Below are 22,729 nucleotides of genomic sequence, written 5' to 3'. Positions count from 1 at the left end.
AATCGTTAATGTCATTGTTTCATACGCAGCAAAGAAGCGCAGGGCAAGCCATGGCCAAACTGACCATTGAAACTTTCATCCTTGGTCCGGACGAGACCAACTGCTATCTGGTGAGCATGGGCGGGAAGGCCGTGGTCTTCGATGTGGGCCTGGAGCCGGACCGTCTTGTCGAGCGCATCACGGCTCTCGGCCTGAAGCTGGATGCCGTGTTTCTGACCCATTTTCATATGGACCATATCGGCGGGGTCAAGGAACTCCTTGAGGCCCATCCCGCCCCGGTCTACGCCAGCCCGGAAGACGAGTTCCTGAAGGAGCTTTCCTTCGAGGCGGGCGGCAACCGTGAGTTCGCTCCCTACATCGATTTCGCCTACACCCCCATTGGGCCGGGCAGGCGCACCGCGCTGGGTCAGCCGATGTTCGTTCTGGACACCCCGGGGCACACGCCGGGCAGCTTGTCTTATTTCTTTCCCGCCGCCGGGTGCGTGTTCGTGGGCGACCTGCTGTTCATGATCGCGGTGGGCAGGACCGACCTGCCGCGCGGCAGCTCCTCGGCCCTGCTTGGCTCCATCCGTTCACGCATCTTCACCTTGCCCGAGGACACCCGCGTCTATTCCGGCCACGGCCCCATGACCACGGTGCGCCACGAGAGGGAAAACAACCCGCATTTCATATTCAGTTGATCGCGACAGGCGATTTTTCCCGTTCGTGACCGTCCTTTGCGTCGGCTTTGTTCGCGTGGGGGCTTGATTCAGCGCGAGATCAAGGGCATACAGGCGATAGGGCCGAAGTCCCGCCCGTTCCGTTTCGAGGTCTGGAACAAAGGAGATTCGCCGTGCCTGACAAAATCATGTCCGCTGTGTTGGTCTGTTTTCTGTCTTTGGTGATCGCCCTGCCGTGTGCGGCGGCGGCGGAGAAAGACCTTTCCAAGTGGGGTACCGTTACCGGCCAGGCCCGGCTCTACTACTTCACACAGCGGAACAAGACCACGGGTGATGATTATGACAATATAAAGGAATCATTGGCTATCGGCGGTTATCTCAAATACGAGACCCCGTGGCTGGGCGACCACTTCGGCGCGGCGGCCGCCTTGTACGGCACCGCGCCCGTGACCGGCGAGCTCAACCAGAAGGACCAGGGCGGGACCGGGTTGCTCAGTCCGGACAACGAAGGGTTCGCGGTCCTGGGCGAGGCCTACCTCAAGGTCCGTGTCGAGGAGACCGAGGCGCGGTTTTGGCGGCAGCGCATCGAGAGTCCGTTCATCAACAGCAATGACAGCCGTATGCTCGCCCAGACCTTTGAGGCGTATGGCCTGAAATCCTCGGACATCGACACGCTTGAGCTGTCCGTTTTCTGGGTGGACAAGGAAAAGGCCCGCGATACCGAACTGTTCAAGTCGATGACCGAGATGGCGGGGCTGGACGAACAGGGCGGCGTGTTCATGGCCGGAGCCGATTGGACTCCCGGGAAGGACCTGCCCATGCGGTTCTGGAATTATTACGCCCCGAACCTGGACAACACCTTTTTCACGCAGATCAAGTACACCTTCGGCGATCCCGATGGGGTGCGCTACGGCTTGCTTTTTCAGGGCGTGGACCAGCGCAGCGTGGGAGACCAATTGGGCGGGGACTACACCACGGGCGAGGTTGGGCTCATGGGGTCCCTCATGTTCGCCGGGATCACCTTCGACATCGGCGGGACCGTGGTGGACGGTTCGCAGGGCATCCGGAATTCCTGGGGCACTTATCCGTTCTTCAACAACCTGATGGCCTATTATTTCAACCGGGCCGGGGAGAAGTCGCTCTATCTCGGACTGGCCTACGATTTTTCACGCATCGGGGCCAAGGGGTTTTCGGCCAACATCAAGACCGCCTTCGGCGATACTCCGGACTCGGGCAGCAACGCCTCCTATGACCGCGACGAGTACACCCTGAATTTGAATTACGCCTTTGACGGCGATCTCGAAGGATTTTCCATCCTCAACCGCTGGTCGTATCAGGATGCGGACGAGGACATGGGCGGCAAGGACGGCTTCCAGGTGCGGCTCCGGCTGCAATACGATTTCCAACTGCTTTAGAAATGGTCGGAAGCGGCGGGGATGGAGGAAAAACCGCTTCATCTTCCTTGGCTTATTTATTATGTTGACGGCGGCTGGCTTCCATAACCTCCGAGGATCGACAGATGGCAGAAGAAAGCGTTCCGGTGAAGGAAAACACGGCGGTTGCGCCGGAAATTCATGAAGCGGCGAAGAAATTGCTGACCAGGCGGTTCAAGTTCATCCGGAAACCGGACGACTCTTTGAAACGGCTGGCGCGGCTTGGCGTCGAGCGCGTGGCCGCGGATATGGCCGCCCACCCGCAACGCTACCGGGAGCCTGAGCCGGAAGCGCCCCTGCCCGAGGTCAGCCCGCTGGACCCCCTGGACATCCTGCGCAAGGATCACCAGCTCCCGGCCCTGCCCCAGGTATTCCTCGAATTGCAGCAGGCCATCGGCTCCCGGTCCACATCGGCCGACGACCTGGCCGAGATCATCAGCCGGGACCCCGGCCTGACCGCCTTCCTCCTGCGTATGGTCAACTCCGCCTTCTACTCCCTGCCCATGCAGATAGACACCATCTCGCGGGCCGTCACCGTGGTCGGCGTGAATCAGCTTTCCACCCTGGCCGTCGGCACTTCGGTCATGTCCCTGTTCAAGGACGTGCCCGCCGACGTCATCGACATGGAGCAATTCTGGAAACATTCCATCTGCTGCGGCCTTATCGCCCGGCGGCTGTGCCGCATGTCCGGCAAGGGCGACCCGGAACGGGCCTTTGTTTCCGGCCTGCTGCACGACATCGGCCAGCTTATTCTCCTTCAGGTGGAGCCGGAGAGGGCCACGGCCGTCCACGCCCATGCCCGTGCCAAGGACGCCGTGCTGTTCGCCGAGGAAAAGACTTTGCTCGGGTTCGACCACGCCACCCTGGGCGGAATGCTCCTGCGCAAGTGGAACTTCCCTTACGTCCTGGTCTCTGCGGTGCTTGAACACCATCATCCCAAGCCCGGGCACAAGGAAGCCGAGCCGCTTCTGGTGCACTGCGCCGAGACCCTCGCCACCGGCCTGGGCGTCGGCTCCAGCGGAGAGTTCTTTGTTCAGCCGCCGTCCCCGGAGGCGTGGGCCTCCATGAACTTCACGCCTGAACAGATGGACGAGATGGTCGAGGACCTGGACGAGGAATTGGAAGAGGCGTTCTCCATTCTTCTGGATAGGTAAACCGCCTTCGCAAAGGGCTATCCGACCCGTCTGGAACTTCTGCCTTTCGCGCGCCGTGTTTGACAACTCGCGCGGCAGGCCGTAGATGTTCCGACCGAACCCGAATCAACGGAGGTTTTGCCATGCGTGAAAAAGTTGAGGACGTGCTGGACAAGATCCGGCCCATGCTGCAGGGCGACGGCGGCGATGTGGAGCTGGTGGATATCACCGACTCCGGTATCGTCAAGGTCCGCCTGACAGGAGCCTGCAAAGGCTGCCCCATGTCCCAGATGACCCTCAAGAACGGCATCGAACGGATTCTTCTCAAGGAAATCCCCGAAGTAAAGGGCGTCGAAGCCGTATAGCGGAAGAAGCCTCCCCCGGACCCTGTTTTTTCCCTTTCTTCCCCATTTGATGCGTCGCCGCATAAGGGGGAGGGCGGGTAAATGGGGCGGAGGGCGGCATTCGACATATTACATACTAAGAACATCCGCCGCGTTCGCACCTACCGCGAAGCGGCGGTAAAAAAGTTTTGGAGATTCTCGGAAACCTTTTTCAACAGGCTTCCGAGCCGCCGGAGGCATTCTCATGACCAAAGTTGTTTCCCGTTTCGCGCCGAGCCCGACCGGGTTTCTGCATATCGGCGGTGCCCGCACCGCACTGTTTTCCTGGCTTCTTGCCCGGTCCATGGGCGGGGAGTTCCGTTTGCGCATCGAAGACACGGACCGTGAGCGGTCCACCCAGGAGGCCACGGACGCCATCATCGACTCCATGCGCTGGCTCGGGCTTGAGCACGACGGCGAGATAGTCTTTCAGTCCGCCCGTTCCGAGCGGCACAACGAGGTCATCGACCAGCTTCTGGCCTCGGGCCACGCCTATTACTGTCAGTGCAGCAAGGAGGACGTGGACGCCATGCGCGAGAAGGCCATGCGGGAAGGCCGCAAGCCCAAGTACGACGGCACCTGCCGTGAAAAAGGGCTGACCTCGGGCGTGGTCCGTCTCAAGACCCCGCAGGAGGGCGCCACCGGCTACAAGGATATGGTCAAGGGGTTCATCTCGGTGGAGAATTCCGAGATGGACGACATGATCCTGCGCCGTACGGACGGAACCCCCACCTACAACCTGGCCGTGGTGGTGGACGATCACGACATGGGCGTGAATCATGTGCTGCGCGGCGACGACCACGTGAACAACACCCCGCGACAGATCCTCATCTATCGCGCCATGGGGTGGGACGTGCCGGAATTCGGTCATGTGCCTATGATCCTCGGCCCGGACAAGAAAAAGCTTTCCAAGCGCCACGGCGCGCTGTCGGTCATGGAATACGAGAAGATGGGCTACCTGCCCGAGGCCGTGACCAACTACCTGGCCCGGCTGGGGTGGTCCCATGGCGATCAGGAGCTGTTTTCCATGGACGAGATGATCGAGTTTTTCTCCACCGACGGCCTGGGCAATTCCCCGTCGGTCTTTGACCTGACCAAGTTCGAATGGGTCAATGGCCAGTACATGCAGAAGGCCGACCCGGACCGTCTGGCCGGGATGCTCTGCGACTTCCTGGCCCGCGAGGTGGGCGAGGAAGAGGCCAAGTCCGTGACCCGCGAGCAGTTCGCCCGCATCGCGCCGCTGTTGCAGCCCCGGGCCAAGTCCCTGCTCGACATGCTGGAGCAGGCCCACCCGTTTATCGTGGACGCCTCGTTCCTGCCCTACGACGAGAAAGCGGTGAAGAAATTCCTGACCGATGAGACCAAACCCCTGCTCGCGGAGATCGCCGATCGCATGGAAGGCCTCGATGAGTTTACCGAACAGGCCCTGGAGGAACTGCACCGCCAGTTCATCGAGGAAAAGGACATCAAGTTCAAGGTCGTGGCTCAGCCCATCCGTGTGGCCATCACCGGCAAGACCCAGTCGCCCGGCCTGTTCGAGACCATGATCGTGCTCGGCAAGGAACAGACGCTGGCCCGAATCAGAAGGGCGGTCGAGCTGTAGCCCGCCGCGTCGGATGGAAATTGACTGAAAGGCCCCCGTCGGAAAGATTCCGGCGGGGGCCTTCGTTCGGGGTGGTGCTCCGTTAGCCGTTGCGCAGTTTGTCCTTCATGGCGAGAAACTTGCTCGTATCAATCTCGCCGGAAGCATAGCGGCGTTTGAGGATTTCCTCCGGCGTTGCGGATTCCGGAGGCATGGCGGGTTTGTGGAATAGTCGCACCAGGATATATATTATCAGCCCCAGCACCAGGAATTGGACTATACCCCCGTGGAGGAAGCTCATTGAGCCGAACCAACCGCCGGGCCCTTCGCCGAATCGGAATCCCGGGCCGGAACACCAGGTTCCGAGTGAAGTCAAAAATTCCATGATTTCTCCAGAGCTTGTTTGCTTGGAAGAAAGCATGGACTGTGCCAAACTGATTTGTCAGCTATTTCGGCATATTGCCGTTAGGGGACAGTGGGAGGAATGGTGCAGATGTGCAGACCCTTGCGTGCAGAGGCTACACAAGGTTGCACAAGGGGGAGGGGAGAGAGGAATAAGGACAGCAGGACGATGGACGCAAAAAAGTTGCCGCCGAAAAAAAGTTTCGGCGGCAACTTCTTGCCATCGAAATGTGCTGCACGTTAGGCTTCGGGCTTCTTGCTAGCCACGGGCTTGACCACTGCGCCATTGCGGATGCAGCGGGTGCAGGCCTTGATGCTGACGACCTGGCCGGACTCCAGCTGATGACGAACCTTCTGCAGGTTGGGCATGAAGCGGCGCTTGGTCTTGATGTGGGAATGGCTGACATTGTTGCCGGTCTGGGGACCCTTTCCACAAATATCGCAAACCTGAGACATTGCGACCTCCTAATGTATTCTAAGGAAATAATTCGTTTTCGTACTTGCAAGGCCGCCTGGTTCTGGTAGCTTCTCCGGGCAGCGGGAGAGAATCCTTACCGAGCCCTGAAGCAAATGGCAAGGGTTTTTTTCTTGACATGGGATTTTATTACCATATAGGAAGCACCGGTTGTCCGGCCGTGGAGCCGGGCCGAAGACGGAGTGCGACATGGTTGAATACTGGCTGACTATCAGCGACATTGCCGCGGAGGGCGGGAACTTCACCTTCGACGACCAGAATTTCTGGCGCGATGCGTGGCGTGCGTTTAAATTGGACATCCGTCCGGGCCGCGACCTTGTGGCCGAGTATTCCGTTTTGCCCCAGTCCGACGACGGGGCGCTGGTACGCGGTACTCTCAATGGTGCCGTCATGCTGGCCTGCGACCGTTGCGCCGAACATTTCGAATACGGAATCGACGTGAACTTCGATGCCTTCGAGCAGTTGCCCGATGGCGACGAGGGTGAAGGCGATCCCCGGGTGCGCCTGGATAATGGTCAGCTTCAGCTCGACATGGGCGCGATCCTCTGGGAGGAATTCGCCCTGGCCCTGCCGTTCAAACCCCTGTGCGGGGAGTCCTGCAAGGGCGTCTGTCCCGGATGCGGCGTCAACCTCAATACCGGCGAGTGCGCTTGCGAGCGGGAAGAGGGTGACGAAAGGCTTGCGGTTTTCCGCAACTTGAAGATAAAGTAACGCCCTTGCCCGGAGCTTCGGCTTCGCGGCATTCGGTTGAGAACAAATCAATACGAGGTATATATCATGGCTGTCCCCAAGAAGAAAACGTCCAAGTCCCGCAAGGGTATGCGCCGCGCTCACGATAAGGTTGCCGCTCCCAACGTCATTTACTGCGAGTGCGGTGAGCCCACTCTGCCTCATCGCGCCTGCTCTGTCTGCGGCTCCTACAAGGGCCGTCAGGTCATTGACGGCGAAGATGCCTAGCAGCGTGGGAATCCCGGCGCCGCGCATTGCCGTGGACGCCATGGGGGGAGATTTCGGGCCCGGCGTTGTCGTGCCCGCTGCGGTGGCCGCCGCGCGCGAGGGTATTGCCGTCGTGCTTGTCGGAGACGGCGAGCGCGTCCGAGCCGAGCTCGGCAAGCTCGATACCAAGGGGCTGGACATAGACGTTGTCCACGCCTCCCAGGTGGTCGAGATGGATGACAAGCCCGCCGACGCGCTCAGGCGCAAAAAGGATTCTTCCATCCAGGTGGCCTGCCGCCTGGTCAAGGAAGGAAAGGCTCACGGCGTGGTCTCGGCCGGACATTCCGGCGCCACCGTGGCCTGCGGCATGTTCATCCTGGGGCGTATTCCGGGCGTGCAGCGTCCTGCCTTGGCCGGTATCATGCCCACTGAGAAGAACCCCGTGGTGCTCATCGACGTTGGCGCCAACGTCGACTCCAAGCCCCAGCATCTCCTCCAGTTCGGCCTTATGGCCGACGTCCTGGCCCGGCACGTCCTGGGCGTCAAGGACCCGTCCGTGGGCATTTTGTCCATCGGCGAGGAGGAGGGCAAGGGCAATGCCGTCGTGCGCGATGCCTTCGACCTGCTCAAGCGTTCGCAGATGCGGTTCATCGGCAACGTCGAGGGGCGCGATATCTTCACCGGCGAGGTGGATGTCGTGGTTTGCGACGGCTTTGTCGGCAACGTCGCTCTGAAGCTTTCCGAGGGACTGGCCCGCTCCTTGAGCCGAATTCTCAAGGACGAGCTTAAGTCGAGCTGGCTGTCCATGCTCGGCACGCTGCTTTCCTTCGGCGCCTTCAAGAGGTTTAAGAAGCTTGTCGATTACGCCGAATACGGCGGAGCCCCCCTGCTCGGCCTGCGTGACATCGTCATCGTCGCGCATGGCAAGTCCAATGAGTTGGCCATAACCAACTGCATTCGCATGGCCGCCACCAGCGTGCGCAACAATGTGCATGGCCATCTGGCGGACGGCCTGGCCGCCCACAAGGATTTGGCGGCCAAGCCCGACAGAAACGCTGCCTGACACACCCCGCGTTCCGCGGGATGTGAAAAATCTTGCGCAGCTTGACCGCGCCATACCGTTGGCATAAACACCGATTCCATGATCAATTCCATCCTTCGCGGCTTTGGCCTGTACGCCCCTGAAAAGGTTTTGACCAACGCCGATCTTGAAAAAATAGTCGACACCACGGACGAGTGGATCACCTCTCGCACCGGGATCAAGCAAAGGCACCTCGCCGCCGAGGGTGAGGCCACGTCCGACATGGCCTACGAAGCCTCCAAGAAGGCGCTGGCCGAGGCGGGCATCGATCCCTCCGAACTGACGCACATCGTCTGCGCCACCTTCACCCCGGACTCCATGATTCCGTCCGCCGCCTGCCGACTGCAGGAGAAGTTCGGGATCATCGGGCAGATGTGCCTGGACGTCCAGGCGGCGTGCTCCGGCTTCCTCTACGCCTTGCAGACCGCGCGCGGCTATCTTTGCCTGGAACCCGACGCCAAGATTCTGGTCGTCGCCAGCGAGATTCTCTCCCGGCGCATGAACTGGGAGGACAGGTCCACCTGCGTCCTGTTCGGCGACGCTTCGGGCGCGGCGGTGATGACCGCCGGACAGCCCGGCGACGGTCCCGAGGTGCTGGACATCAAGCTCGCGGCTGACGGATCGCTGGGCGACCTGCTCACGGTCAACGGCGGCGGCTCCGCTTACTCCTACAAGCTGGGCGAGGCCATCGGGCCCGAGTATTTCGTCGAGTTTCAGGGACGCGAGGTCTTCAAGCACGCCGTGCGCAGCATGACCGAGATTTCCGAGGCCATCCTCGAACGCAACGGACTGAGCAAGGCCGACGTGGACGTGCTCCTTCCGCACCAGGCGAACTACCGCATCATCGACGCGGTCGGCCGCCGGTTCAATATCCCCGAGGAACGCGTCTTTTCCAATATCCACAAGTATGGAAACACCTCTGCGGCGGCCATCCCCGTGGCCCTGGCCGAGGCCGTGCACACCGGGTTCATCAAGCCCGGAAATCTGGTCCTCATCCCCGCCTTCGGCGGCGGGTTCACCTGGGGCGCGGCCCTGATCCGGTTCTAGTTTTTTTTAAACGCCTGTTTGTTTGCATTTTGCGGACAAATGGGGAATAAACTTTCAGGTTACGATTCCGGGGACCGGTTTGCAGTCCTTGACCAATTGGTATATGGGGTCCTGACCACAAGAGAACGACACGAGGGTTTTTGATGAGCGATCTTCCCAAAGTAGCCCTGGTTACGGGCGGTTCCCGAGGCATCGGGCGCACCGTTTCCGAGCGGCTTGCCGCAGACGGATTCGAGGTCTATCTCACCTATGTCAGCCGCCCCGAGGCCGCCGACGAGGTCGTCAAGTCCATCGAAGCAGCGGGCGGAAAGGCCCGCGCCTTCCAGCTCGACTCCGGCGACCGCGATGCCGTGGCCGCATTCTTCAAGGACGAGATCAAGGGCAAGGTCCAACTCCAGGCCCTGGTCAACAACGCGGGCATCACCCGCGACGGCCTGATGATGCGCATGAAGGACGAGGACTGGGACAAGGTCCTCCAGATCAATCTCACCGGCTGCTTCGTCTTCCTTCGGGAGGCGTCCAAGATCATGGGCAAGCAGCGTTCGGGCCGCATTGTCAACATCACCTCCGTGGTCGGCCAGATGGGCAACGCCGGACAGGCCAACTACTCGGCCGCCAAGGCGGGCCTCATCGGGCTCACCAAGTCCGCCGCTCGCGAGCTGGCGGGCCGCAATATCACGGTCAACGCCGTGGCCCCCGGTTTCATTCAGACCGACATGACCGCGGCCCTGCCCGAAAAGGTGATTGAGGCCATGCTCGAACAAATTCCATTAAAAACCCTCGGGCAGTCCGAGGATATCGCAGCCGCCGTCTCCTTTCTGGCTGGCCCCGGAGCCGGGTACATCACCGGCCAGGTGCTGGGCGTGAACGGCGGCATGTACATGTAATCAAGCAAAAAACTCATTTGGTAGTGGAGGAAATTATGTCCAACGTAGCAGCGAAAGTGAAAGAGATCATCGTGGATCAGCTTGGCGTGTCCGAAGACGAAGTCGTCGAGACTGCCGCTTTTGTCGAAGACCTGGGTGCCGATTCCCTGGACCTGACCGAACTGATCATGGCCATGGAAGAGGAGTTCGACCTGGAGATCGACGACGAAGTCGCTCAGAAGATTCTCAAGGTCGGCGACGCCATCTCTCACATCGAGAAGGCCCTTTAAGGTTTGACCGCCCAGGAAAAGACATATATTGAGAGCGTCTTACGCACCTTGGCGGTGTAAGACGCTCCTTTTATTGCACCAACCCAGACATCACGGGCAGGTATTATGAACAGGGTAGTTGTAACCAGTGTTGCCGCCGTCACGCCTCTTGGCAATGACGTCGAGACAAGCTGGCAGAACCTCCTGGCCGGAAAATCCGGCATCGGACAGATCACCAAGTTCGACACTTCGGACTACGCAACGACCATCGCGGGCGAGGTCAAGGATTTCGATCCGACCGAATTTATCGGCAAGAAAGACTCCCGCCGCATGGAGACGTTCACCCAGTACGCGGTGGCTTCCGCCGCCATGCTCCTCAAGAACGCAGGCTGGACCATCCCCGAGTCCGAGCGTGATCGTGTGGGCACCATCATCGGCGTTGGCCTGGGCGGCCTCGAAACCATCGAGAATTCTCACGAGCGGCTGCTCAAGCGCGGCCCCAAGAAGATTTCGCCGTTCTTCATTCCCATTCTCATCGCCAACATGGCCGCTGGCCAGGTTTCCATCGAGACCGGCGCAATGGGACCGAACATCTGCACCACCACGGCTTGCGCCTCCGGCACCCACGGCATCGGGACGGCCTACACCGACATCGTGATGGGCCGCGTCGACGCCATGATTTGCGGCGGCGCCGAGTCGACCATCTCGCCCCTGGCAGTGGCCGGGTTCAACTCCATGAGGGCTCTTTCCGTGCGCAACGACGAGCCTGAATTGGCTTCCCGTCCCTTTGACAAGGACCGTACCGGTTTTGTCATGGGCGAAGGCTGCGGCCTGCTGCTCCTGGAGTCCCTTGAGCACGCCCAGGCGCGCGGCGCGAACATCCTCGCCGAAGTCGTCGGTTACGGGGCGTCGGGCGACGCCTATCATATGACCGCGCCGCCCGAGGACGGAGCCAGCATGGCCTACGCCATGGCCGCCGCCCTTCGCGAGGCCAAGGTCGATCCTTCGAAAGTCGACCACATCAATGCTCACGGCACGTCCACCTATCTGAACGACCTCTGCGAAACGAGGGCCATCAAGAAGGTGTTTGGCGATCATGCCTACAACATCAACATCTGCGCCAACAAGTCCCAGATCGGGCATTTGCTCGGCGCGGCGGGCGGCGTGGAGGCGGTTTTCTCCGTCAAGACCCTGTCCGAGGGTATCATCCCCGGTACCCTGAATCGCGAAAACCCCGACCCTGAATGCGACCTCGACGTCTGCGCCGACGGTCCCCGGGAGAAGCAGGTCGAATACGCCCTGTCCAACTCCTTCGGTTTCGGCGGGACCAACGCCTGCGTACTGTTCAAGCGGTTCGCCGGGTAACTTCGAAAACAAAAGGAAGGGCCGCTTTTGCGGCCCTTTTTTATTTGTGCCGAATCCATTCCCTCAAGCCTCGGATCACGCTCCAGCGCGGAGCGCGTGGGGGCGTGGTATGGGAAAATAGTTTTTTTGATTCAAACGTTCTTGCCTTACCGACTATATGCCGGATACAAGGGGCGGGCGTGAAGCGGCCTCCGCGAATCGCGGAGCGACGCCGAAAAACGGCGAATCCCGGGGATAATATCCAACGATTTCCGGACCGCCGAGGCACTTTGCATATTTTCGGCACAACCGGGTCGCTTGAACGAGCGGGTCGTATTGATATAAGGACGGATCTCCAGTGCACGGGGCACGGCGGGAGCGCCTGCCGGGAGCGGTGAAAAAGCCGTGACCGTTGAGAGTGGCGCGAGGATCGCCGGTTCTCCGATTGGGCTGGGAAGCCATTCGCATCCACATTTTACCCTAGAGGATATCACCATGGAAGAGCTGTTTATCCAAGACCCGGCGATTGCCTCCGCCATTGCCGACGAGATTGACCGTCAGGTCTCCAAGCTGGAACTCATCGCCAGCGAAAACTTTGTCTCCACCGCCGTCCGCCAGGCTCAGGGGTCTGTCATGACCCACAAGTACGCCGAAGGCTACCCGGGCAAGCGGTGGTACGGCGGCTGCGAGTTCGTGGACGAAGTCGAGGATCTGGCCCGCGAGCGCGCCAAGGAGCTGTTCGGCGCGACCTATGCCAACGTCCAGCCGCACTCCGGCTCCCAGGCCAACATGGCCGTCTACTTCGCCGCCTGCAAGCCCGGCGACACCGTCCTCGGCATGGACCTGTCCCACGGCGGCCACCTGACCCACGGTTCCCCGGTCAACTTCTCGGGCAAGCTCTTCAACATGGTTCATTACGGTGTGGACAAGGAGACCCAGACCATCGACTACGACGCGGTGGAGGCTCTTGCCAAGGAACACCGGCCCGCCATGATTATCGCCGGTGCGTCCGCCTACCCGCGCATCATCGATTTCGCCCGCTTCCGCGCCATCGCCGATGAAGTCGGCGCCAAGCTGATGGTCGACATGGCCCACATCGCGGGCCTCATCGCTGCCGGTGAGCATCCGTCCTGCATCGAATACGCTCACTACACCACCACCACGACCCACAAGACCCTGCGCGGACCTCGCGGCGGCATGATCCTCAGCACCGACGATCTGGAGCAGGAGCTCAACTCCAACATCTTCCCCGGCATCCAGGGCGGCCCGCTGATGCATGTTATCGCGGCCAAGGCCGTGGCCTTCGGCGAGGCCCTGTCTCCCGGTTTCGTCGAGTACCAGCAGCAGGTCGTCCGCAACGCCAAGCAGTTGGCCGCCGCTCTGACCGAGGCCGGCTACAAGCTCGTTTCCGGCGGCACCGACAACCACATGATGCTCCTTGACCTGTCCGACAAGGACTACACCGGCAAGGACGCCCAGATCGCTCTGGACAAGGCTGGCATCACCGCCAACAAGAACACCATCCCGTTCGAGACCAAGTCTCCCTTCCAGACCTCCGGCGTTCGTCTGGGCACCCCGGCCCTGACCACCCGAGGCATGATCGAAGAGGACATGATCGTGGTCGGCGAAGCTATTGTTGCCGCTCTCGAAAACATGAACGACGACAAGGCCCTGGGCGAAATCGCCAAGGAAGTCGAGGAGTTCGCCCGCGAATTCCCGCTCTTCGCCTGGTAGGTCGTTCCCGATTTGCATAGTAAAGGCCCGGTCCGTGCGCGGATCGGGCCTTTTTATTTGTCTCTGTGCCTCCGGCGGCCAGAGGGGAACCTCTTGAAAGAGGTTCCCCTCTGGACTCCCCCTCCAGAACTTTTTGGTTCCGCTTCGCGGGGCGGGGGCTGTAATTTCAAGGCGGAGTTTGAATCAGGAGAGCGGGGCGTTGTTGAGGAGGCGCGGCTTTTATTTTGTGTGGCCCCGCCGGTCAAGGCGCCCTTTTCGCGTCTATTTGAGGGTCTGCTTCAGGAATTCGGTGAACCGCGCCCAAGACTTTTCGTCGGCGCTCTTGCGGTAACGGTCGGAGCCGAACACGGTGAAGGCGTGGGGCGCGCCGCTGTAGGTGGTCATTTCGTGCGGGACGCCTGCGGATTCGAGTTCTTCGGCCAGGCCCGCGAACTGGCTCATGGGCACTGACTGGTCCGCCGTGCCGTGGAAAACCAGGATAAAGCCCTTGGCGGCCGTGTAGTCCTGTCCCTTTGGCGTGGCCAGTCCGCCGTGGAAGGGCACGAATGCCTTGAGCGCCGCGCCGGACCGGGCCAGTTCAAGAACCGCCGTGCCGCCGAAGCAGTAGCCCATGGCCACGGTGTTGGACAGGTTGGCACCAAGCTCGGCGGCCTTGTTCAGGCCTCCCATGAGTCGCGCGCGCATGGCCTGGCGGTCGGCGTACAACTCGCCGGTAAGCTTTCTGCGCGCGTCGGTGCTTTCCGGGCGTATGCCCTTGCCGAAGAGGTCCACGGCGAACACGGCGTAGCCCAGGTCCGCGAGCATACCGGCCCGTTTGATCTCATAGTCGGTCAGTCCGTCCCAGTCGTGGACCAGGAAGACCAGCGGCGCATCGGCCGCCGGACTGACGTAGTATCCCTCGAACGTTTGGCCAGCGACCTGGTACTCCGCAGGGTTTCCGTCCAGGGCCAGCACGGTTTGGGGGATCAACAACATCGCCAGGATGAAGAGCAGATTCTTCATGGTGTGCTCCTTGGTTTGCAGTGGGTATACTGCCGGGAGCATATCACGGCATGGCGGCCGTGGGCGAGTTAAATGAGCGGGACGGGTTGGCGAAAGTCGGCCGGATGGGTCGGGCCTTTGCGCGCTGCGGAAAGACGGCCCGGGTCAATACCGGGCTTCGATCCGGGCGATGGTGCCGTCGCGGCGCATGTCGCGCAGGGCGGCGTTGATTTTTTCCAGGGTCTCGGATTGCCGCATGAACCGGGTGAAGCCGATGTAGTTGTCGTCGCGGACAAACGGCGGATCGAGAATGACGAAAAGCTCGCGGTTTTCCATGAGGGTCTTGTCCCGTATCACGGTGAACCGGACCGAGTCCGGGCCCGGACCCATCAGGGCCGCGTCGATGCGTCCGGCCAGGAGCATCCGCAGCCGCCTGACCGCGCCGGAATCTTCGCTGGGGATGAATATCCGGTTCTTGGCCCGGTCGAATTCGTCGCCATAGGAGGCCCCGCGCGTGACGCCCACGATTTTGCCCTTGAGGTCCTCCACGCTGCGGAAGGGGAACTCCTGCCCCTTGAGGACCACCAGCCGCATTTCGTCCACGTACATGACCTCGGAGAAATCGAACAGCGTTCGCCGCTCCCGGTTCTTGGACAGCCCGAAGATGCCGCCCCGGTCCTCCAGGGCATTCATGTAGGCGCGTTTCCACGGCATGAGGCGGATGTCGAAGGCTAGGCCGGTGCGCGTTTCGATTTCGTGCAGCATGTCCACCAGGATGCCTCGGGGGCGGCCTTCCTCCATCCAGGACTTGGGCGGCTTGGCGTCGTTGCCGAAGATCACGATGGTTTCGCCCGCCTGAGCGCGTACCGGGATGAGAGCGGTGAGAGTCATGAGGAGGAGGGCGAGGGTGCGCATACGTTGATCCTTGTTCGAGCCTATTTCCCGGGCGGCGCTTCCATTCCGCACCCTGAACACTGCCCGCACCCCTTGCGGGAGCAGCCGGGGCTGACTTTGGCGGTCTTGGCGCGTTCCCATTCCTTCCACATGTGTTCGCGCTTCACGCCGATGTCCACGACTTCCCAGGGGAAGGGCTCGTCCTGATTCCGCTCGCGGTCAAGTATATTCGCGGCGTCGCCGTCCCACAGCTTGAGGGCCTTTTTCCAGCCGCCGTGGTCGGCGGCGAGCAGGATGAATTCGGCCAGCTCCTCGCCGCCGCGAGCCAGCAGCCCCTGAAGGCGCGCCTGGAACGGGTCGTCGTGCTGGAGGGTCACTCCCTTGTAGGGCTTGACCATTCTGACCAACCCCTTCATGCGCTCGTTCAGGGCCACTTCGCTCATCATGGGCGCCCATTGGAACGGCGTGAACGGCTTGGGCACCAGGGAGCTGACCCCGATGGTGATGCGCATGAACTGCTTTTTGCGTCCGCCCGGCTCTTCGCTGCGGATGCGCACGATCTCTTCGAGGAACCCGGCCAGCTCGGTGTAGTCTTCCTCGGTCTCGCCGGGCCAGCCGGCGATCATGTAGATTTTGAGGTGGTTCACGCCATAGCGGGCGCAGAGCCGGACCGCGTTGAGAAAGTCCTTGGGGTCGAGCTTCTTGCTCATCATACGGCGAAGCCGCTCACTGGCGCCTTCCAGCGCCAGCGTGACGGTGCGGATGCCGCGTTCCCGCAGGTAGATGAGCAGCTCTTCGGTTATGCCGTCCGCGCGCATGGACGAGAGGGAGAATTTCTTTTTGCGTTCGTGGAGCCATTTGAGGAACGGGAGCAGGTCCGGCCAGTCGGTCAGGGCCGTGCCCACCAGTCCGACCTTGGGCGGGTCGGAAAGCTCCACGATGCGCTTGAGCTCGTCGAGCTCGGCGTGGCGGGGCGGGCGGTAGATGTAGCCTGCCGCGCAGAACCGGCATCCATAGGGGCACCCCCGGTTGACTTCGAGCAGGAGGGTGTCCCGGAAGGCCGCCTTGTTGGATATGAAGCAGGAGAACGCCGGGTCGGTCAACACGCCGGGGCCGCTTGAGACGATGCGGCGTACCGGGGTTTTGGACCGGCCGGGCACGTACACGCCTTCCATGTCCTTGACCGCGTCGAGGATGGCGTCCTTGTCCGCGCCGTCAAAGACCAGCCGCCGGAGGGTGTCGAAAAATGTGAGAAAACGGTCTTCGGCCTCGCCCACCCAAAAACAGTCAACGAAGGGAGCGATGGGGGCCGGGTTGAGAAAGGCCACGGGGCCTCCCGCAATGACCAGGGGAAGAGATGGGCGTTCCGCCGCCAGCGGCGGAACGCCCGCTGCCCGGAGCGTTCGAGGCAGGCTGAGGAAATCCTCCTCGAACGTGATGCTCCAGGCTATTACAGGGAATGAGGATAGTGGGCTCTTTGATTCGCGCGTTTTGGGTTCCGCGCCGTCGGTCCCTCCAAGCTTGTCGGGGAAGACCCGTTCAACGGCCAGACCTGGGGCTTCGGACAGCGTCCGATACACGGCTTGCCAGCCGAGCGCCGACAGGGCGGCCTTGTCGCCTCCGGGAACGGCCAGCGCCACGGGCAGCCGTCCGCCGAGGTCGGGAGCCTTGGGCTCCGACACGCCAAGATACAGGGTACGGGTACCGATGGGGCACCCCCTTAAACACGCAGCATGTTAAGTCTAGTCCACGTTCTTGCGGATGAACGCGGGGACGTCGAGGTTGTCTTCCTCGAAGATGAACTCCTCTTCGCCGGGACCGGCCACGGCGCGCTGGGGCGCCTGCCGGTTGGGCAGATCCGTGGTGTTCAGTTCTCCGCCCGCCTTGCGCAGGTACGCGGGGATATTGCGGTCCGTGTTCAGGACCCGCTGGTGCCCGGCGCGGCGCGGCTGTTCGGTGGACTTGGCCACGCCCCGGGGTCCGAGAAGCAGAAGCTTCTGCTGCTCCGCCTTGGACAGGACCGGTTCCGGCTCCTCCATGGCGGGCTCGATGCCCGTGGCGATGACGGTGATGCGCATTTCATCGCCCGCGTCGGGGTCGAAGACCGTTCCGAAGAAGATCTCGGCGTCGTCGTGGGCTTCCTTGTAGATGATGTCGGCGGCTTCGGAGACCTCGTCGATGAGCATGTCCGGGCCGCAGGTGATGTTGATGAGCACGCCCTTGGCGCCTTCGATGGAAACATCCTCCAGCAGCGGGCTGGTGATGGCCTTCATGGCCGCTTCCTTGGCGCGGGATTCGCCCGAGGCGATGCCGGTGCCCATGAGGGCCATGCCGGAGTTGGACATGGCCGCCTTGACGTCGGCGAAATCCAGGTTGATGAGGCCGTGCACGGTAATCAGGTCGGCGATGCCCTTGACCGCGTAGTACAGGACTTCATCGGCCTTCTTGAGCATGTCGGAGAAGGACGCCTTCTTGGCGGCGAGCTGCAGGAGCCTGTCGTTGGGGATGGTGATGATGGAGTCCACCACATCGGCCAGGGCGCGGGTGCCCTCGTCGGCCTGCTGGAGCCTGCGCTTGCCCTCGAAGTAGAAGGGCTTGGTGACTACGCCGACGGTCAGCGCGCCCAGTTCCTTGGCCACCTGGGCGACCACCGGGGCGGAGCCGGTGCCCGTGCCGCCGCCCATGCCGGCGGTGATGAAGACCATGTCGGAGCCGTCGAGCGCCTCGCGGATCTGGTCCATGGACTCCTCGGCGGCGGACCGGCCGATTTCGGGGTTGGCGCCTGCGCCCAGGCCCTTGGTCAGCTTTTCGCCGATCTGGATCTTGTGTTCGGCGAGGGATTTGTGGATGTCCTGCGCGTCGGTGTTGGCAACGATGAACTTTACGCCCTTGAGCGCGGACTGGATCATGTTGTTGACCGCGTTTCCTCCGCCGCCGCCGCAACCAACGACTTTGATCTTGGCGTTGGTTTCATGTTCGATCTCGAAATATTCCATTCCAATGTCCTCCTCAGTTTTTCCCTGTTGAGAGTTTCCCTGTATCCTCAAAGTCGTTCCCGTCTATGCGATGTCGGAGAACCACTTTTTCATCCTTCCGACGATGCGGTCGAAGCCGGAATCGTCGCGTATCTTGAAGGGCCGGACCTTGTTGTGGAGGCCTTCCTCCTCGGCTCCGTGGAGCAGCAGCCCGACAGCCGTGGCGTATTTGGGGCTCCTGACTTCCTCGGCCAGGCCGCCGATGCCCTCGGCGGGCACGCCCATGCGCACGGGCAGGTCGAAAATCTGTTCGGCCAGTTCCTGCATACCGTCGATGAGCACCGTGCCGCCGGTCAGGACAACGCCCGCGGCGATCATGTTCTTGAACCCGGATTTGATCAACTCCTGGTCCACCAGGGCGAGAATTTCCTCGCAACGCGGCTCGCAGATTTCGGCCAGTACGCGCTTGCTCATGCGGCGCGATTCGCGCCCGCCCACGCTGGGCACCTCGATGATTTCCTCGCTGGTGACCAGGTCGGCCATGGCGCAGCCGTAATCCATCTTGATCTTTTCTGCCGACATCATGGGCGTGCGCAGCCCGTAGGCGATGTCGTTGGTCAGGTTGTGGCCGCCCAGCGCGAGCACGCTCGTGTGCTTGATGGAGTCCTTGGAAAAGACCGCGATATCCGTGGTCCCCCCGCCGATGTCCACCAGCGCGACGCCGATCTCGCGTTCTTCGGCGGAAAGCACTGCCTTGCTGGACGCCAGCGACTCCAGGACGATGTTGGACACGTCGAGCCCGGAGCGGTTGCAGGAGCGGATGATGTTCTGGGCCGAGGTCACCGCGCCGGTGACGATGTGGACCTTGACCTCAAGGCGTACACCGGCCATGCCGAGCGGGTCGGCGATGCCGCGCTGGTCGTCCACGATGAATTCCTGGGGCAGGGTGTGGAGCACTTCCCGGTCCATGGGGATGGCGATGGCCTTGGCGGCCTCGATGACCCTGTCCACGTCGCGCTGGGTGACTTCGCCGCCCTTGACCGCGATGACGCCGTGGGAGTTGAAGCCCTGAATATGGCTGCCCGCGATCCCCGCGTACACGGTGCGGATGTCGCAGCCCGCCATGAGCTCGGCGTCCTCCAGGGACTTCTTGATGCACTGGACCGTCTTTTCGATGTTGACCACCACGCCGCGGCGCAACCCGGTCGAAGGGGCCGTGCCGATGCCGATGATGTCGACGCCGTTGTCCGTGGCCTCGCCGACCACGGTGCATATTTTGGTGGTGCCCACGTCCAGGCCCACTATGAGATCGTTTCTTGCCATACTGACTCCTCTGTTGTTCCCTGTGAGATATCTATGCGCTTAGCCCGCTGCATGGGCGGACCGCTTCTTTATCCAGATCTTGTCGCCGCTGGCCGCGATAATGGCCGCGTCGTCGAATTCATTTCGCCGCAGGAGGTCTCGCCAGACGACCTTGAGCCGTTCGAGCTGGACCTCCCATCGGTCCATGGAAAGTTTCACCGTCAGCCCTTGGCCGTTGCCCGCGCCGTCAAGGTAGATTTCCAGTTCATGGGCGCTGGTCAGCTTGATCCAGGCGGCTTGGGCCTGCGTGAACGGGGTCTCTCGGTCGGCCATCTTCTTGAGAACCCCGGACAGAACGTCGGGGGCGTCCGACAGGTCTTCCGCCACGCTCAGGACCGGCAGGGAAGCCTGTTCGCCGGGATGCATGGGCGCGATAACGCGGCCGCGCGCGTCGGCAAAGTACAGGCCGTCGCCCTGGCGCGTCCAGAAGGCCGGGACCTTTTCGCGCACCGTGATGAGCAGCCGGTTCGGCAGCTCCCTGCGCACGGTCACGGAGTCGATCCACGGGTTGGCGTCCAGCCGGTTCTTGACCTCGCCCACGTTCATGTTCAGGCAGTTGAGGCCGAGCCCCACCTTGGAGATGTCGAGGATGTCCTCGCGGCTCAGCCGGTCATTGCCCGCAACGCGGATGACCTTGAGGTCGAAATAGGGGTGCGCGGTGATGTAGCGGTAGCCGAAAAGCAGCCCCACGCCGAGCACGGCGACAAGGGACAGGACCAGGCTGGCCATGACCAGGCGGACCATGAATTTGCCCGCTCCGGCCAGTCTGCGCGGCGATCTGCCGCCGGTCAGCAAGGTGGTTCCGGATTTCGGGCGCTTGCGGGTCTTGTTCCGCCCGGCGCCTTTTCCGCTGAGATTCAGTCGGCTCTGTTTGCCCATGGTCAGGGTGCTCACAGTACGATGACCTCCGGTTCGAGAGTTGTGCCGAATTGTTCCTTGACCCTCCTGCGGCCCATTTCCATGAGCTGAAGGGCGTCTGCGGCGGTGCCGCTTTCGAGGTTGACGAGAAAATTCGCGTGTACTTCCGAGAAGGCCATGCCGCCGAGCCGCGCGCCCTTCATGCCCGCCTTGTCCAGAAGCTTGCCCGCGCTTTGTTCCGGCGGATTCTTGAAGACGCAGCCAGCGCTTTTGGCCGTGACCGGCTGGGTGGCCTTTTTATTCCGGTACACGTCGCGCATGGCGGAGCGGACCGCCTTGGGGTCGGACTCCCCGAGGCCCAGCTCCACTTCCCAGACCAGGAACTTGCCCGGCAGGTCGGCGAGGGAGAAGCTCCGGTAGCCGAAGGAACATTGACCACGATCCAGCCAAACCAGGCCGCCGGTCGGGGTCCACACCCGCACCCGGGTTATCAGCTCGCCGATCTCCACGCCGTAGGAACCCGCGTTCATGGCCACGGCGCCGCCCACGGTTCCGGGAATGCCGGTCATGCCCTCCATCCCCGAGAAGCCTGCCTTCTGCGCCCAGCCGAGCAGGCCAGGCAGGCGGAGTCCCGCGCCGCAGCGGACGATGATGGTCGAGCCGTCCCGTTCCACGCGCTCCGGTCCCGGACAGTCCGCCACGCGGACCAGGGCCAACTCCAGAGGGCCGTCCCCAGCCAGCAGGTTGCTGCCCGCGCCGATGACGAACGGCGGCAGCGCCTCCCTGGTCAGGAATTCGGACAGCTCGTCCAGGTCCGTCTCCTCGCGCACCACGGCCTCCACGGCGGCGGGGCCGCCGAGCCGCAGGGTGGTGCGCTTTGAGAGCAGTGGGTTGGGGATCAATTCCAGAGGCATGGGGAAACTCCTATTCTCCGCCTTGTCCGGGGTCGTCTTCTTGTTCGAGCCAGTTTTCACCTATGCGCCAAACGGAACCCGCGCCCTGGGTCATGAACAGGTCGCCGGGCCGCAGGATGTCCTTGAGCCGTTTTTCCAGGGAATCGAAATCCGGGAAGAACTGCACCTTGGTCTCGGAGACCTGCTTGATGCCCTGCGCCAGCGACAGGCCGGACACGCCGGGAATGGGCGATTCCGAGGCCGGATAGATTTCAGTCAGCAGGAGGACGTCGGCATCGCCGAAGGCCTTGCAGAATTCGCCGAACAGGGCCTTGGTGCGCGAAAAGCGGTGGGGCTGGAAGGCGACCACCAGACGACGGTCGGGGTAGCATTCCTTGGCGGTGCGCAGGTTGGCCATAATCTCGGCCGGGTGATGGCCGTAGTCGTCCACCACGATGACGCCCTTGTTTTCGCCCTTGCGGTCGAAACGCCGTCCCACGCCGCCGAAGTTGGCCAGGCCGCTGATGATCTGCTCTTTGTCGAGGCCGACTTCCAGCGCAACTCCGATGCAGGCCAGGGCATTGAGCACGTTGTGGGTGCCGGGCTGGGCCACGGTGACTTCGCCCCACAGCTCGCCGTCGAGGTAGACCTTGAACAGGGAGCGCAGGTGGGAGCTGACGATCTCGCCCCTGAGCTTGTTGTTCTTGCCCAGGCCGTAGGTCAGGCAGGGGCGTTTGATGAGCGGCAGGAGCCGCTGCACGCCCGGATCGTCGCCGCAGACCACGTTCATGCCGTAGAAGGGCGTGGAGTTCATGAAGCGCATGAACGACAGATCGATGGCGTCCTGGTTGTCGTAGAAATCCAGGTGGTCCTTGTCGATGTTCGTGACCACGGTGAGGATCGGGGCCAACCGGAGGAAGGAGCCGTCCGATTCGTCCGCCTCGGCGATAAGGTAGTCGCCCTCGCCGAGCCGCGCGTTGGCGCCGTAGGTGTTCAGCTTGCCGCCGATGATGACCGTCGGGTCCAGGCCCGCCTCGGTGAAAATGGTCGCCAGCAGCGAGGTGGTGGTCGTCTTGCCGTGGGTTCCGGCCACGGCGATGCCGGTGCGCAGCCGCATGAGCTCGGCCAGCATCTCGGCGCGCGGGATGATCGGAATACCGCGTTCGCGGGCCGTCACCAGCTCCGGGTTGTCGTCCGGGATGGCCGTGGACTTGATAAGCACGTCGGCATCGCCCACGTTCTCGGTCCCGTGGCCGATGAAAACCGTGGCGCCGAGCTTTTCCAGTCTACGTACTGCCGCCGACGCGGACAGGTCCGAGCCGGTCACGGTGAAGCCCATGTTGATGAGCACCTCTGCGATGCCGTTCATGCCCGAACCGCCGATGCCGACCATGTGGATGTTGCTCACCCTGGCCCGCATGG

23 protein-coding genes are annotated in these 22,729 nt (G+C 62.1%); 13 read left to right on the top strand and 10 right to left on the bottom strand.

Going from position 1 to position 22,729, the window contains the following annotated elements; all coding sequences use genetic code 11:
- The first annotated feature begins 50 nt into the window (after nt 1-50).
- The 5 genes from LF599_RS15275 (at nt 51) to gltX (ending at nt 5,211) form a co-directional block, all read left to right on the top strand.
- Complete coding sequence (locus LF599_RS15275) at nt 51-680, top strand: MBL fold metallo-hydrolase (RefSeq protein WP_279521379.1); 630 nt, start codon at nt 51-53, stop codon at nt 678-680.
- A 152-nt stretch (nt 681-832) separates the two neighbouring features.
- On the top strand, nt 833-2,074 hold the full coding sequence (locus tag LF599_RS15270; protein ID WP_269942916.1) for an OprD family outer membrane porin: 1,242 nt from the start codon (nt 833-835) through the stop codon (nt 2,072-2,074).
- Nucleotides 2,075-2,178: 104 nt separating this feature from the next.
- Complete coding sequence (locus LF599_RS15265) at nt 2,179-3,246, top strand: HDOD domain-containing protein (RefSeq protein WP_279521378.1); 1,068 nt, start codon at nt 2,179-2,181, stop codon at nt 3,244-3,246.
- A 122-nt stretch (nt 3,247-3,368) separates the two neighbouring features.
- Nucleotides 3,369-3,590, top strand: a complete 222-nt coding sequence (locus LF599_RS15260; protein ID WP_269942913.1) for a NifU family protein — start codon at nt 3,369-3,371, stop codon at nt 3,588-3,590.
- A 223-nt stretch (nt 3,591-3,813) separates the two neighbouring features.
- Nucleotides 3,814-5,211 carry a glutamate--tRNA ligase gene (gene gltX / locus LF599_RS15255; RefSeq protein ID WP_279521377.1) on the top strand — a complete coding sequence of 466 codons (1,398 nt, stop codon included), beginning with the start codon at nt 3,814-3,816 and terminating at the stop codon, nt 5,209-5,211.
- Nucleotides 5,212-5,293: 82 nt separating this feature from the next.
- Here the strand turns inward: gltX and LF599_RS15250 are convergent, their stop codons facing one another.
- Both LF599_RS15250 and rpmB read right to left on the bottom strand, forming a co-directional pair.
- On the bottom strand, nt 5,294-5,575 hold the full coding sequence (locus LF599_RS15250; RefSeq protein WP_279521376.1) for an SHOCT domain-containing protein: 282 nt from the start codon (nt 5,573-5,575) through the stop codon (nt 5,294-5,296).
- A gap of 257 nt (nt 5,576-5,832) precedes the next feature.
- Entirely contained in the window at nt 5,833-6,048 is a 216-nt protein-coding gene (rpmB, locus tag LF599_RS15245; protein WP_269942911.1) for a 50S ribosomal protein L28, read from the bottom strand.
- A 208-nt stretch (nt 6,049-6,256) separates the two neighbouring features.
- Between rpmB and LF599_RS15240 the strand changes: the two genes are divergently transcribed.
- From LF599_RS15240 to glyA, 8 genes are all read left to right on the top strand, one after another.
- Nucleotides 6,257-6,778: a DUF177 domain-containing protein gene (locus tag LF599_RS15240; protein ID WP_269942910.1), complete on the top strand. Its 522-nt coding sequence runs from the start codon at nt 6,257-6,259 to the stop codon at nt 6,776-6,778.
- A 66-nt stretch (nt 6,779-6,844) separates the two neighbouring features.
- The gene (gene rpmF, locus LF599_RS15235) at nt 6,845-7,024 is read left to right on the top strand and encodes a 50S ribosomal protein L32 (protein WP_272699292.1); all 180 of its coding nucleotides are present in this window, start codon (nt 6,845-6,847) and stop codon (nt 7,022-7,024) included.
- Nucleotides 7,017-8,066, top strand: a complete 1,050-nt coding sequence (gene plsX, locus LF599_RS15230) for a phosphate acyltransferase PlsX (RefSeq protein ID WP_404823717.1) — start codon at nt 7,017-7,019, stop codon at nt 8,064-8,066. The genes rpmF and plsX overlap by 8 nt, the downstream gene beginning before the upstream one ends.
- A gap of 78 nt (nt 8,067-8,144) precedes the next feature.
- Entirely contained in the window at nt 8,145-9,131 is a 987-nt protein-coding gene (locus tag LF599_RS15225; protein WP_279521375.1) for a beta-ketoacyl-ACP synthase III, read from the top strand.
- Between the two features lie 143 nt (nt 9,132-9,274).
- Nucleotides 9,275-10,018, top strand: coding sequence for a 3-oxoacyl-[acyl-carrier-protein] reductase (fabG, locus tag LF599_RS15220; protein WP_279521374.1), 744 nt, complete (start codon nt 9,275-9,277; stop codon nt 10,016-10,018).
- 35 nt (nt 10,019-10,053) lie between these two features.
- Nucleotides 10,054-10,287, top strand: coding sequence for an acyl carrier protein (locus tag LF599_RS15215; protein ID WP_279521373.1), 234 nt, complete (start codon nt 10,054-10,056; stop codon nt 10,285-10,287).
- A 105-nt stretch (nt 10,288-10,392) separates the two neighbouring features.
- Nucleotides 10,393-11,631 carry a beta-ketoacyl-ACP synthase II gene (gene fabF, locus LF599_RS15210; protein WP_269942908.1) on the top strand — a complete coding sequence of 413 codons (1,239 nt, stop codon included), beginning with the start codon at nt 10,393-10,395 and terminating at the stop codon, nt 11,629-11,631.
- 474 nt (nt 11,632-12,105) lie between these two features.
- Nucleotides 12,106-13,344, top strand: a complete 1,239-nt coding sequence (glyA, locus tag LF599_RS15205; protein WP_269942907.1) for a serine hydroxymethyltransferase — start codon at nt 12,106-12,108, stop codon at nt 13,342-13,344.
- A 261-nt stretch (nt 13,345-13,605) separates the two neighbouring features.
- Here the strand turns inward: glyA and LF599_RS15200 are convergent, their stop codons facing one another.
- The 8 genes from LF599_RS15200 to murC all read right to left on the bottom strand — a co-directional run bounded on the left by LF599_RS15200 (nt 13,606) and on the right by murC (nt 22,727).
- Entirely contained in the window at nt 13,606-14,346 is a 741-nt protein-coding gene (locus LF599_RS15200; RefSeq protein WP_279521372.1) for a dienelactone hydrolase family protein, read from the bottom strand.
- Between the two features lie 144 nt (nt 14,347-14,490).
- Entirely contained in the window at nt 14,491-15,240 is a 750-nt protein-coding gene (locus LF599_RS15195) for a substrate-binding periplasmic protein (RefSeq protein ID WP_279521371.1), read from the bottom strand.
- Nucleotides 15,241-15,260: 20 nt separating this feature from the next.
- Nucleotides 15,261-16,901: a radical SAM protein gene (locus LF599_RS15190; protein WP_279521370.1), complete on the bottom strand. Its 1,641-nt coding sequence runs from the start codon at nt 16,899-16,901 to the stop codon at nt 15,261-15,263.
- 60 nt (nt 16,902-16,961) lie between these two features.
- Complete coding sequence (gene ftsZ, locus LF599_RS15185; protein ID WP_279521369.1) at nt 16,962-18,215, bottom strand: cell division protein FtsZ; 1,254 nt, start codon at nt 18,213-18,215, stop codon at nt 16,962-16,964.
- A 63-nt stretch (nt 18,216-18,278) separates the two neighbouring features.
- On the bottom strand, nt 18,279-19,517 hold the full coding sequence (gene ftsA, locus LF599_RS15180) for a cell division protein FtsA (RefSeq protein ID WP_279521368.1): 1,239 nt from the start codon (nt 19,515-19,517) through the stop codon (nt 18,279-18,281).
- Between the two features lie 39 nt (nt 19,518-19,556).
- Nucleotides 19,557-20,450 (bottom strand): cell division protein FtsQ/DivIB, encoded by an 894-nt coding sequence (locus tag LF599_RS15175; RefSeq protein ID WP_279521367.1) that lies wholly within the window; start codon nt 20,448-20,450, stop codon nt 19,557-19,559.
- Nucleotides 20,447-21,328 (bottom strand): UDP-N-acetylmuramate dehydrogenase, encoded by an 882-nt coding sequence (gene murB, locus LF599_RS15170; RefSeq protein ID WP_279521366.1) that lies wholly within the window; start codon nt 21,326-21,328, stop codon nt 20,447-20,449. The genes LF599_RS15175 and murB overlap by 4 nt, the downstream gene beginning before the upstream one ends.
- A gap of 10 nt (nt 21,329-21,338) precedes the next feature.
- On the bottom strand, nt 21,339-22,727 hold the full coding sequence (gene murC, locus LF599_RS15165) for a UDP-N-acetylmuramate--L-alanine ligase (RefSeq protein WP_279523111.1): 1,389 nt from the start codon (nt 22,725-22,727) through the stop codon (nt 21,339-21,341).
- Nucleotides 22,728-22,729 lie beyond the last annotated feature (2 nt).

Source organism: Pseudodesulfovibrio thermohalotolerans, from assembly GCF_021353295.2.
Taxonomy (GTDB): domain Bacteria; phylum Desulfobacterota; class Desulfovibrionia; order Desulfovibrionales; family Desulfovibrionaceae; genus Pseudodesulfovibrio; species Pseudodesulfovibrio thermohalotolerans.
The sequence above is the reverse complement of the archived record's forward strand: the minus strand, read 5'-3'. Positions and strand labels throughout refer to the sequence as shown.